The sequence below is a fragment of the Streptomyces sp. bgisy027 genome (genome assembly GCF_057710365.1).
Genome location: NZ_JBYIVZ010000083.1, coordinates 18,680 through 30,322, shown reverse-complemented (window position 1 = coordinate 30,322; position 11,643 = coordinate 18,680). Strand labels below are relative to the sequence as shown.

Below are 11,643 nucleotides of genomic sequence, written 5' to 3'. Positions count from 1 at the left end.
TGACGCCCGCCGCTGCGGGCGGACGCCCCCCGGCACGGCCCCTCACCGCCATGGGCGACTGCGAGCCCCAGGGGCGCGGGGAACCGCGCGAACCAGGTGACGGCCGCGGTCACGCTTGACGCAGGCCAACTGCAACCCCCTGCCTTCAGGGGCGCGGGGAACTGCGCGATCAGCCACGACGGGCCCGCGGACGCAGTTAGTGAGTGAACGTTCCGCCCTCACACGGTCGCCGCCGCGTCCGCCTTCCGTGCGAGGGCGGCCGCCGCGGCGCCCACCAGGCCCGCGTCCGTGCCCATCTGCGCGGGCACGATCGTCAGGCGCTGGACGAAGGACAGGGTGGCGTAGTCGCTCAAGGCCTTGCGGAGCGGGGTGAAGAGGACGTCGCCGGCCTTGCCCACTCCGCCGCCGATCACCGCGATGTCGATCTCTACGAGGGTCGCGGTGGCCGCGATCCCGGCGGCCAGGGCCTGCGCGGCGCGCTCGAAGGAGGCCACGGCGACCGGATCGCCGTCCTGCGCGGCGGCGGCCACCGCGGCGGCGGACGTGTCGCCGTCCGGGCCGGGAAGCCAGCCGCTCTCGATCGCCCGGCGGGCGATGTTGGGACCGCTCGCGATGCGCTCCACGCAGCCACGCGACCCGCACGGGCACGGATCACCGTCCAGATCGACGCTGATGTGGCCGATGTGGCCCGCATTGCCCGTGGGGCCGGGGTGCAGTCGGCCGTTCAGGACGAGACCTCCGCCGACGCCCGTGGAAACGACCATGCACAGCGCGTTGTCGTGGCCTCGCGCCGCTCCCTGCCAGTGCTCGGCCGCCGTGATGGCCACCCCGTCGCCGATGAGTTCGACGGGCAGGCCGCCTGCCGCCTCCCCGACCCGCCGCACCAGCGGATAGTCACGCCAGCCGGGGACGTTCACGGGGCTCACGGTGCCCGCGGAGGCGTCCACCGGGCCCGCGCTGCCGATGCCGAGGGCCGTGGCCCTGCTCCAGAGCGGCGACACGGTGAGTTCGCCGACGACCTCCTCGACGGCCCGCATCACCGTCTCGCCGTCCTTCCGCGCCGGCGTGGCACGCTGAGCCCGGGCCACGATCGTGCCGTGGCCGTCCACCAGCGCTCCGGCGATCTTGGTGCCGCCGATGTCGAGCGCAGCCACGAGGTCGGTGTGCATCAGTGTCAGTTCTCCCCGTCAACCATTCGGGATTCCCCGTCTGCCACGGGGATCGGAAGAGCCGGTCTCGCGGTGGGGACGCAGGCCGGAGATTGCGGTGGACAGTGTCTCCTGGATCTGACAACGTTGTCCAGGCTCTATGCTCGACGCCACATCCTCATACAAACCCATGGACGACGCATCCCCCCGTGGACGACGACAGGACAGGACAGCGCATCGTGCCCGAGACCATCCGCCGATCCGACCGCGCGCCCGAGAACCGCTACGGCAACCGTCCCACCATGAAGGACGTCGCCGCGCGTGCCGGAGTCGGTCTGAAGACCGTCTCGCGCGTCGTCAACGGTGAGCCCGGGGTCACCCCGGAGACGGAGCGCCGCGTCCAGGAGGCCATCGACGCCCTCGGCTTCCGCCGCAACGACAGCGCGCGGGTGCTGCGCAAGGGCCGCACGGCGAGCATCGGCCTGGTCCTGGAGGATCTCGCGGACCCCTTCTACGGCCCGCTGAGCCGCGCGGTCGAGGAGGTCGCCCGGGCGCACGGAGCCCTGCTGATCAACGGTTCCAGTGCCGAGGACCCGGACCGCGAGCAGGAGCTCGCGCTGGCGCTGTGCGCGCGCCGGGTGGACGGGCTGGTGATCATTCCGGCCGGTGACGACCACCGGTACCTGGAGCCCGAGCTCAAGGCGGGCGTCGCCACGGTGTTCGTCGACCGTCCGGCGGGGAACATCGACGCCGACTGCGTCCTGGCCGACAACCATGGCGGGGCCCGTGACGGCGTCGCTCACCTCATCGCCCACGGCCACCGCCGGATCGGCTTCATCGGAGACATGCCCCGTATCCACACGGCCGCGGAGCGACTGCGCGGCTACCGGGCCGCGATGGAGGACGCGGGCATACCGGTGGAGGACTCCTGGATGTCCCTCGGGGTCACCGACCCGGAGCGGGTGCGCCGGGCGGCCGAGAAGATGCTCACCGGTCCCTCTCCCGTCACCGCGATCTTCACGGGCAACAACCGTGTGACGGTCACCGTGATCCGGGTCCTCGCCGAGCAGCCCCGCCCGGTCGCCCTGGTCGGATTTGACGACATCGAGCTCGCCGATCTGCTGCAGCCCGGCGTCACCGTTGTCGCCCAGGACGCCGCGGCCCTCGGCCGTACGGCCGCCGAGCGGCTGTTCCGGCAGTTGGACGGCACCCTGGTCACCCCGGAGCGGATCGAGCTGCCGACGCGGCTGATCACCCGCGGCTCGGGCGAACTGCCGCCGGCGCGCTGAGAGGACCGATCGGCCCGTGGACGACGACCGCAGCCTCAAGGCACTCGGCCTGGCGGACGCCCCGCGCGATCATCCACTGCTGTACCCGGGCACCTGGCCGTCGGACTCCGGGCTTCTCGACGGCGACCGGCTGCTGCCCCTGGACCGCCTGGTGTACGACAACCGCGTGCCCGTCCTCGCGGTCGGCTCCAACGCGTGTCCCGGCCAACTGCGGCACAAGATGGACGAGTTCGATCTCGTCTCGCCGCTGCCGATGGTCAAGGCGCGGGTCACCGGCCTCGATGTCGGAGTCTCCGCGCATGTGAGCCGCATGGGGTACGTGTCCGCCTCGCCGTTCCAAGCTCCCGGGCACGTCAGGGAGTTGTTCCTGACCTGGCTCGACGACGAGCAGCTCGCCGTGGTCGACGCGAGCGAGGGCGTGCGGGCGCCGAAGGGGCACTACGGCCGCGCCTGGCTGCCCGCGCCCGACGTGCGGATCGAACTGGCGGACGGCACCGCGCTTCCGGGCGCCTTCGCGTACGTCAACCGCCATGGCGTCCTGCACGACGGCACCGGCGCGCCGCGCACCCACCCCGGTCAGTGCGCGCTGCTCACCGAACTCCTCGTGGGCTCGCCCAGGTTGAGGGAACTGTTCGGGGTCACGCCCGAGGAGTTCTGCGCGCGGGCGCGCGCCGACGCGGGGCTGTGCGAGCGGGGCACCCGGCTGTTCGCGGCGGAGAAGCTGGTGACGGCTTCCGGGCTGGAGGGGTACCTCCGGGTGCAGCCGGGCTGACCTTCAGCAGACCGGCAGTCCGGGCACCGGTTCGTCGTTGTTGCCGCCCTCGATGTAGACGTCGCTGACGAAGACGTTGGTGTTGCCGCTGTCGTCGTCCGTCTTGGCCCACCAGACGTTGGTCCACTCGCCGTACGTCTCACGACGGCCCAGGTTCTGCTGGCAGTAGAAGTAGTTGGTGCCCGCGTTGAGGACACCGGCCTCGGCGCCTCCGGCGGTGTATGACTTGGCCTGCTTCCACACCTCGCAGTTGTACTTGCCGCCGCCGATGGAGAAGCAGGAGGGGGCCGGTGTGCTGCCGCCCCCTCCCCCGCCGGTCGTTCCGCCACCGCCCGTGGTCCCGCCGTCGCCGGAACCGCCGCCCGTGCTGCCGCCGTTGGTACCGCCCCCGCCCGAGGTCTTGGTCGGGGAAGAGGTGCTCGGCCGGTCCGAGGGCTCGGTGTCCGCCGAGCGGCTCGGGGACCTGGTCGCGCCGGGCGACTTCTCGTCCTTCTCGGTCAGTCCGGAGTCGCCCGGACGGCCGGCGTCGGGACTGCCGCTCGCCGGGGCGGACGTGCCCTCCGCTGCGGCGAGCGAGGAGTTGTCCTGTGCCTCGTTCTTGGCGTCACCCTTGCCGTTCACCAGGGCGACGGTGACCCCGGCCGCCGCGAGGACAACGGTGACGGCCACGGCGGCGAGCAGGGCACGGCCCTTGCGCCGGGCGGGCGTACCGGAGGAGGTGACCATCGGGCCGGTGGCGTCCGCGTCCTGCGGCGGGACGGGACCTCCGTAGCCGTACGGGTGCGGGGCGGACGAGCCGGGCCCGGCGCCGTACGGCCGGCCCGGGGTGCCCGGGCCGGGATGGCCCACGGCACCGAAACCCTGGGCCGGCGGAGCGTCCTGGCCGGGGGTCGCCGGTCCCTGCGTGCCCTGTGGCGGCGCCCCGAAGACCGGTGCCCCGGGGAGGTCCGACGCGGGCACGCCCTGCACCGGGGTCTCGCCGCCCTGGCCGCCGTACGGCTGCCCGGCGGGCGTCGGTCCGGGCGGGCTCACCGGCGACGTGGGGCCGAAGCCGGGCGGCACCGCGGGGACGCTGCGCTCCGTCTTCCCGGGACCGGTGTCCGCGGGCCCTCGCAGTGCCGTCGTCGGCGTGTCGCCGCCGGAGTCCGCGACCGTCTGGAGGAGTCCGCGGGCCTCGTCGGCCTCGGGCCGGGACTGTGGCCGCTTGTCCATCAGCCGCTGGAGGACGGGGCCGAGCGGGCCCGCGTTGGCGGGCTCCGGCAGGGGTTCGGTGACGATCGCGGTGAGGGTGGAGAAGGTCGACGTACGGCGGAAGGGGGCGGAGCCCTCCACGGCCGCGTACAGCGTGGCGCCCAGCGCCCAGACGTCCGAGGACGCGCCCGGTTCGGCGCCCTGGGCGCGCTCGGGGGCCAGGTAGTCCAGGGAGCCGACGAGATGGCCGGTGCGGGTCAGACGGGTGGCCGAACCGTCGCCCGGGTCGTCCATCGTGGCGATGCCGAAGTCGGTGAGGACGACCCGGCCGGAGGCTTCGAGCAGGATGTTGCCGGGCTTGACGTCACGGTGCAGGACGCCGGCCCGGTGGGCGGCGGCCAGCGCGTCCATGACCTTGGCGCCGATCCCGGCCGCCTCCCGCGGGTCCAGCGTGCCGCGCTCGCGCAACACGGCTTCCAGGGAGGGGCCGTCGACCAGTTCCATGACGATGAGCGGGCGTCCGTCGACCTCGGTGACGTCGTGGACGGCCACCACACCGGGATGGCGGACCCGGGCCGCCGCGCGGGCCTCGCGCTGCATTCGCAGCCGCAGATCCGCGAGTTCGGGCCCGTCCGCGTCCGAGTAGGTGCGCAGTTCCTTGACGGCGACCTCTCGGCCCAGGACCTCGTCGAGGGCCCGCCAGACCACGCCCATGCCGCCGCGGCCGAGTTGGGCGACGACGCGGTAGCGCCCCGCGAGCAGTCGGCCGGCCTCGTCCGCCTGTCCGTTCTCCCCCGAAGACACCGTTGCCCCGTTCCTGTGGACCTTCGTTGCGTCCGTACAGAGTACGGGGCCCGGGTGACGGCACCGGCCGGTGCAACCGGCCGGCTACTGGGCGGAGACCGTGAGGTCACCGCGTCGCGGTGCCGCAAATCCCTCCAGATCGGCGCGGGTCAGCCCGGTCAGCCGGGCGACCTCGCCGATGTCGAGGGCGCCGCAGTCCAGGCCGCGCAGCAGGTAGCCGCCCAGGGCCTTCGCGGTCGCGGGCTCGTCCATGACGTCGCCGCCGGTCCGGTCGGCGTAGCGGGCGAGGCGGGCCGCGGCCTGCTCAAAACCTTCACGGTAGAAGGCGAAGACGGCCGCGTAGCGGGTGGGGATGTGGCCGGGGTGCATGTCCCAGCCCTGGTAGTAGGCGCGGGCCAGGGCGCGGCGGGTGAGGCCGTAGTGCAGGCGCCAGGCGTCGTGGACCTTCGCCGTCGGGCCGACCGGCAGCACGTTGGTGGAGCCGTCCGAGACGCGTACGCCGGTGCCGGCGGCGGCGACCTGCATGACCGCCTTGGCGTGGTCGGCGGCCGGGTGGTCGCCGGCCTGGTAGGCGGCGGAGACACCGAGGCAGGCGCTGTAGTCGAAGGTGCCGTAGTGCAGGCCCGTGGCGCGGCCCTCGGCGGCCTGGATCATCCGGGCGACGCTCGCGGTGCCGTCGGCGGCGAGGATGGACTGGCTGGTCTCGATCTGGATCTCGAAGCCGATCCGGCCGGGGTCGAGCCGGTGGGCCTTCTCGAAGGCCTCGAGGAGCCGGACCATGGCGGTGACCTGCTCGGGGTAGGTCACCTTGGGCAGCGTGAGGACCAGCCCGTCGGGCAGGCCGCCGGCCTCCACGAGGCCGGTGAGGAAGATGTCGAGGGTGCGGATGCCGCGGTCGCGTACCGGCGCCTCCATGCACTTCATGCGGATGCCCATATAGGGGGCCGCGGTGCCGTTGCCGTACGCCTCGGCGATCAGGCGCGCCGCGCGGGCGGCCGTCTCGTCCTCCTCGGCGTCGGTGCGGGGGCCGTAGCCGTCCTCGAAGTCGACGCGCAGGTCCTCGATGGGCTCGCGCTCCAGTTTGGCGCGGACCCGGGAGTACACCGGCTCGGCGAGTTCGTCGGACAGACCGAGCACGGCGGCGAAGGAGGCGGCGTCGGGGGCGTGTTCGTCGAGGGCCGCGAGGGCCTTCTCGCCCCAGGAGCGGATGGTGTCGGCGGCGAAGACGTCGCCGGGTACGTAGACGGTGTGGACGGGCTGACGGGTGCCGGGGTCGCCGGGGTAACGGCGCTCCAGCTCGGCGTCGACCGGCGCGAGGGAGGCGCTGATCTCCTCGCTGACGGCGCCCGCGAGGCTCGTCGCCACGTTCTCCTGCTGGCCCTGACCCATTCCCATACCCTCCTATTTTCCGCTCTACGGAATCAACAATCCGTAGAATGAAGTTATCTGGGGACCTTCCGGATGGTCAACACCATGTCCACGGGGAGTCACCCCGCCATCTCGCCATGTTCACGCCCATCTCAGGACGCGGTATCACACTGGCATACGCACGCCCCGCACGACTCGTCCGGCCGTTCCCACCGAAGGAGCACGACGTGCCGAACCACAGCCGAGTCACGCGCCGTCTGGGTCTGAAAGCCGCACTGACCGCCGCGGTCGCCGCGCCTCTCTCCAGTACAGCACTGCCGGCGTCCGCCGCCTCGGCGGGCGAGCGCCCGCCCCGCAGGCGGCTTCGGGTCATGTCCTTCAACCTGCGCTTCGCGAGCACCGCGGAGCCCAACAGCTGGACCGTGCGCAGACCGGTGATGCGCGACCTGCTGCGCCGCGAGGCCCCGCACGTCCTCGGCACCCAGGAGGGGATCTTCTCGCAGCTGCTCGACATCGACGCCGACCTCGGCGCTCACTACGACTGGGTGGGCACCGGCCGGCTGCACGGCAGTCGTGACGAGTCGATGGCGATCTTCTACGACTCCCACCGCCTGCGCCCGACCGAGTACGACCACTTCTGGCTCTCCGACAACCCGGACGTGATCGGCTCCACCGCCTGGGGCGCCGCCTTCGCCCGCATGGTCACCTGGGTCCGCTTCCGTGATCTGGCCGACGGCGGGCGGGAGTTCTACGCCCTCAACACCCACTTCGACCATGTGAGCCAGTACGCGCGCGAGCGCAGCGCCGCGCTCATCGCGGAGCGGATCGCCGGATTCGACCGCTCGCTGCCGGTCGTGGTGACCGGGGACTTCAATGTCGCCGCCCACGGGAACCCGGCGTACGACACACTGCTCGGCGCCGGCCTCGTAGACACCTGGGACACCGCGCGCGAACGCGGCGATCTGTACGGCACCTTCCACGGCTACAAGCCGCTGACGCCGAACGGCGACCGCATCGACTGGGTCCTCACCACACCGGACGTCACCGCGCACCGGGCGTCGGTCAACACCTTCTCCGCCGACGGCCAGTTCCCGAGCGACCATCTGCCGGTGCAGGCGTCCCTGACCTTGGGATGAGACGAGGCCCCCGATGACCGTGACGGTCATCGGGGGCCTCGGTGCGCCTGTTCGGGATCAGCCCTTGCGGGACTTGATCTCCTCGGTCAGGGCCGGGACGACGTCGAAGAGGTCGCCGACGACGCCGTAGTCGACCAGCTCGAAGATCGGGGCCTCGGCGTCCTTGTTGATCGCCACGATCGTCTTCGAGGTCTGCATGCCCGCGCGGTGCTGGATCGCGCCGGAGATGCCGGAGGCGATGTACAGCTGGGGCGAGACCGACTTGCCGGTCTGGCCGACCTGGTTGGTGTGCGGGTACCAGCCCGCGTCCACGGCGGCACGCGAGGCACCGACGGCCGCGCCGAGGGAGTCGGCGAGGGCCTCGATGATCGAGAAGTTCTCGGCGCCGTTGACGCCACGGCCACCGGAGACCACGATCGCGGCCTCGGTGAGCTCCGGACGCCCGGTCGACTCACGCGGCGTGCGCGCGGTCACCTTGGTGCCGGTGGCCTGGGCGGAGAAGGTCACCGAGAGGGCCTCGACCGCACCGGCGGCCGGGGCGGCCTCCACGGCGGCGCTGTTGGGCTTGACCGTGATGACCGGGGTGCCCTTGGCGACCCGGGACTTGGTGGTGAAGGACGCGGCGAACACCGACTGGGTGGCCACCGGGCCCTCGTCGCCGGCCTCGAGGTCGACGGCGTCGGTGATGATGCCGGAGCCGATGCGCAGCGCCAGACGCGCGGCGATCTCCTTGCCCTCGGCGGAGGACGGCACCAGCACCGCGGCCGGGGAGACGGCCTCGACGGCGGCCTGGAGGGCGTCGACCTTCGGGACGACCAGGTAGTCGGCGTACTCGGCGGCCTCGTGGGTGAGGACCCGGGCCGCGCCGTGCTCGGCGAGCGTGGCGGCGGTGTCGGCGGCGCCGTTGCCCAGCGCGACGGCGACCGGCTCGCCGACGCGGCGGGCCAGGGTCAGCAGCTCCAGAGTGGGCTTGCGGACGGCACCGTCCACGTGATCGACGTAGACGAGAACTTCAGCCATGGGATTGCTCTCCTGCGTAACGAAGTTGAGGGGCGGTCAGCGAAGGCGGGCTCAGATGAACTTCTGGCCCGCGAGGAACTCGGCGAGCTGCTTGCCGCCCTCGCCCTCGTCCTTGACGATCGTGCCGGCGGTGCGGGCCGGACGCTCGGTCGCGGACTCGACCGCGGTCCAGGCACCCTCCAGGCCGACCTCCTCGGCCTCCAGCTCCAGGTCGGAGAGGTCCCAGGACTCGACCGGCTTCTTCTTGGCGGCCATGATGCCCTTGAAGGACGGGTAGCGCGCCTCGCCCGACTGGTCGGTGACCGACACGACGGCCGGCAGGGACGCCTCGAGCTGCTCGGAGGCGGCGTCGCCGTCCCGGCGGCCCTTGACGGTGCCGTCCTCGACGGAGACCTCGGACAGCAGGGTGACCTGCGGGACGCCCAGGCGCTCGGCCAGCAGGGCCGGAACGACGCCCATGGTGCCGTCGGTGGAGGCCATGCCGGAGATCACCAGGTCGTAGCCGGCCTTCTCGATCGCCTTCGCCAGCACCAGCGAGGTGCCCAGGGCGTCGGTGCCGTGCAGGTCGTCGTCCTCGACGTGGATCGCCTTGTCGGCGCCCATGGACAGCGCCTTGCGCAGGGCGTCCTTGGCGTCCTCGGGGCCCACCGTCAGGACGGTGACCTCGACGTCGTCGTCGGAGTTCTCGGAGATCTGCAGTGCCTGCTCGACCGCGTACTCGTCGAGCTCGGAGAGCAGACCGTCCACGTCGTCCCGGTCGACGGTCAGGTCATCGGCGAAGTGCCGGTCGCCAGTGGCGTCGGGCACGTACTTCACAGTGACAACGATCCTCAAGCTCACGCCGGCTCTCCTACTGCGTCGACATTTCTCTGCTGCCTACTTGCAGGCAGCATAGGCGCCCCAAGCGGCTGTTCCCGATCGGGGCGACCCGCGCTCCGAGCGAAATATTACTCGTCAGTACAACCAGTTCGTTCCCGCTAAGCAAGCGCTTTGAACTGTGACCTTTGCAACGCAGCGTAATCGGAAACCGACGGCTTCGCAGAACCTCGGAAGGCGGGGTCGGTCACATCGGTTCGGTGAGGTCAGTCACGCAGGCCGTTGAACCGGCCCTGGTGATAGACCAGCGGACGCCCCGGACCACCGGGATCGCCGAGGACGACCTCGGCCAGCACGATGCGGTGATCGCCGGCCGGCACGCGCGCCGCGACCCGGCACACCATCCAGGCCGGGACGTCGTCCAGGAGGGGGACGCCCTCGGGACCCTCGCGCCAGGCGGTGGCCGGGCCGAAGCGGTCGGCGCCGCTGCGGGCGAAGGTGGCGGCCAGGTCCTGCTGGTGCTCGCCGAGCAGGTGGACGCCCACGTGTTCCGTCGCCGAGATCGCCGGCCAGCTGGAGGCGCCGGTGCCGACGCCGAACGAGAGCATCGGAGGCTCGGCGGAGACCGAGGTGAGGGATGTGGCGGTGAAGCCGACCGGGCCCGACGGACCGCGGGCGGTGATCACGGCCACCCCGGCGGCATGCCGCCGGAAGACGGAGCGGAGCAGGTCGGGAGAGGCGAGCCGAGGGGTACCGAGGCCGGGGACGACCGTCATGGAGCTGTCCTTCTGCGAGGGGAGGCGTGCGGATCGGTGGCCGTTCAACGGCTCGGACAGCACGCGCTCGCGGTACGGGCCAGATCGACATGGACCCGTCCGAAGAGAAGGAGTTCCTCAGGCATACGGTCAGACTGACGATACGTGGTGCGCACAGTCAAGTACGTCCCGTCATGTGGGAGATGACTCACCCTCGGGGTCCCCGCCATGCCACAGCCCCTCAGACCGCCTCCCCCAGAGCGGCGATCACGTCCGCCTTGCGGGGCTGTCCGGTGGCCCGCCGCACCACGTGGCCGTCGGCGTCCAGGACGAGCACGGTCGGAGTCCTGAGGATGTCGAGCCGGCGTACGAGGTCCAGATGGTCCTCGGCGTCGAGCTCGACGTGGGTCACGCCCGGGACCATGCCGGCGACCTCGCCGAGGACGCGCCGGGTGGCCCGGCAGGGCGCGCAGAAGGCGCTGGAGAACTGCACGAGGGTGGCGCGCTCGCCGAGCTCGCCGCCCAACTCGGCCGCGCCGAGCCGCTTTCCGTCGTCGCGCCCGCGCACCCTTACTCTCCCGCTCCGCCGCCGATGCAGCACCCCGTAGGCGCTCGCCGCCGCGAGCACCGCCACGCACACCAGGATTCCGGTCATCACCCTGCTCAAGCGTTCACGAGACTGCAAAGATTCCCGACTCCCCGGGAGCCTTTCCCATGCGGAATGCTTGATTCATGGACATCGATGTGAGGGGGCCGCGCTTCGGGGCGGCCGTGACGACCGTCGTGCTGGCGGTCGTTCTGGTCACCGGGAGCGCCTGGCTGCTGGCCTGGCAGACGCTGGCGTTCACGCTGGGCACGGCCGGCGGGGTGGGCCGATCGCCGTACGGCCGGCTCTTCCGTACGGCCGTCCGTCCCCGGATCGGCCCGCCGACGGAGTTCGAGGCTCCGGAGCCGCCGCGGTTCGCGCAGGCGGTCGGGATGGTCTTCGCGGGGCTCGGGCTGGTCGGCTACACGTTCGGTCCGGACTGGCTGGGTCCGGCCGCCACCGGGGCCGCACTCGCGGCCGCCTTCCTCAACGCCGGCTTCGGCTACTGCCTGGGGTGCGAGATGTACCTGCTCGTGCGGCGACTGACGGTGCGCGCGGGGTAAAGGCAACGCCAAAATCCGAGGTGGATCAAGGGGCGACGTGACGAGGATCTCGCCGTTCCCCGGCACTTGGGCTTGGCCCTCGGGCGTTCTTGGGGCACGATCTGCGACAAGCCGTAAACCTACGGCTGCGTAACTTTCCCCACCGGGAGCCTCTGGGAGCCTCCTTCCCAGGCAGAGAAGGAAGGGTCCACCCCG

At 71.9% G+C, this 11,643-nt stretch carries 11 protein-coding genes; 4 read left to right on the top strand and 7 right to left on the bottom strand.

The window, feature by feature from the left end; translation table 11 throughout:
* Positions 1-218 precede the first annotated feature (218 nt).
* Positions 219-1,169 (bottom strand): ROK family protein, encoded by a 951-nt coding sequence (locus tag AC3ETA_RS45475; protein WP_432198759.1) that lies wholly within the window; start codon positions 1,167-1,169, stop codon positions 219-221.
* A 218-nt stretch (positions 1,170-1,387) separates the two neighbouring features.
* On the opposite strand from AC3ETA_RS45475, the gene AC3ETA_RS45470 reads away from it, so the two are divergent.
* Positions 1,388-2,437 carry a LacI family DNA-binding transcriptional regulator gene (locus AC3ETA_RS45470; protein ID WP_432198763.1) on the top strand — a complete coding sequence of 350 codons (1,050 nt, stop codon included), beginning with the start codon at positions 1,388-1,390 and terminating at the stop codon, positions 2,435-2,437.
* Positions 2,438-2,453: 16 nt separating this feature from the next.
* Positions 2,454-3,209 carry a hypothetical protein gene (locus AC3ETA_RS45465; RefSeq protein WP_432198758.1) on the top strand — a complete coding sequence of 252 codons (756 nt, stop codon included), beginning with the start codon at positions 2,454-2,456 and terminating at the stop codon, positions 3,207-3,209.
* Positions 3,210-3,212: 3 nt separating this feature from the next.
* On the opposite strand, the gene AC3ETA_RS45460 is transcribed toward AC3ETA_RS45465, so the two are convergent.
* Both AC3ETA_RS45460 and AC3ETA_RS45455 read right to left on the bottom strand, forming a co-directional pair.
* Positions 3,213-5,204, bottom strand: coding sequence for a serine/threonine-protein kinase (locus AC3ETA_RS45460; RefSeq protein WP_432198757.1), 1,992 nt, complete (start codon positions 5,202-5,204; stop codon positions 3,213-3,215).
* A gap of 84 nt (positions 5,205-5,288) precedes the next feature.
* Positions 5,289-6,593, bottom strand: coding sequence for a DUF6986 family protein (locus tag AC3ETA_RS45455; protein ID WP_432198756.1), 1,305 nt, complete (start codon positions 6,591-6,593; stop codon positions 5,289-5,291).
* A gap of 206 nt (positions 6,594-6,799) precedes the next feature.
* Between AC3ETA_RS45455 and AC3ETA_RS45450 the strand changes: the two genes are divergently transcribed.
* Positions 6,800-7,708 carry an endonuclease/exonuclease/phosphatase family protein gene (locus AC3ETA_RS45450; protein ID WP_432198755.1) on the top strand — a complete coding sequence of 303 codons (909 nt, stop codon included), beginning with the start codon at positions 6,800-6,802 and terminating at the stop codon, positions 7,706-7,708.
* A 57-nt stretch (positions 7,709-7,765) separates the two neighbouring features.
* Here AC3ETA_RS45450 and AC3ETA_RS45445 read toward each other — a convergent pair whose 3' ends face one another.
* From AC3ETA_RS45445 to AC3ETA_RS45430, 4 genes are all read right to left on the bottom strand, one after another.
* Positions 7,766-8,728 carry an electron transfer flavoprotein subunit alpha/FixB family protein gene (locus AC3ETA_RS45445; RefSeq protein ID WP_432198754.1) on the bottom strand — a complete coding sequence of 321 codons (963 nt, stop codon included), beginning with the start codon at positions 8,726-8,728 and terminating at the stop codon, positions 7,766-7,768.
* 51 nt (positions 8,729-8,779) lie between these two features.
* On the bottom strand, positions 8,780-9,568 hold the full coding sequence (locus tag AC3ETA_RS45440) for an electron transfer flavoprotein subunit beta/FixA family protein (RefSeq protein WP_030947090.1): 789 nt from the start codon (positions 9,566-9,568) through the stop codon (positions 8,780-8,782).
* 242 nt (positions 9,569-9,810) lie between these two features.
* A complete protein-coding gene (locus AC3ETA_RS45435) occupies positions 9,811-10,320 on the bottom strand; it encodes a flavin reductase family protein (protein ID WP_432198753.1) in 510 nt (169 codons plus the stop codon).
* A gap of 220 nt (positions 10,321-10,540) precedes the next feature.
* Positions 10,541-10,954 carry a TlpA family protein disulfide reductase gene (locus tag AC3ETA_RS45430; protein ID WP_432198762.1) on the bottom strand — a complete coding sequence of 138 codons (414 nt, stop codon included), beginning with the start codon at positions 10,952-10,954 and terminating at the stop codon, positions 10,541-10,543.
* Between the two features lie 77 nt (positions 10,955-11,031).
* On the opposite strand from AC3ETA_RS45430, the gene AC3ETA_RS45425 reads away from it, so the two are divergent.
* The gene (locus tag AC3ETA_RS45425) at positions 11,032-11,448 is read left to right on the top strand and encodes a DUF4395 domain-containing protein (RefSeq protein WP_432198752.1); all 417 of its coding nucleotides are present in this window, start codon (positions 11,032-11,034) and stop codon (positions 11,446-11,448) included.
* Positions 11,449-11,643 lie beyond the last annotated feature (195 nt).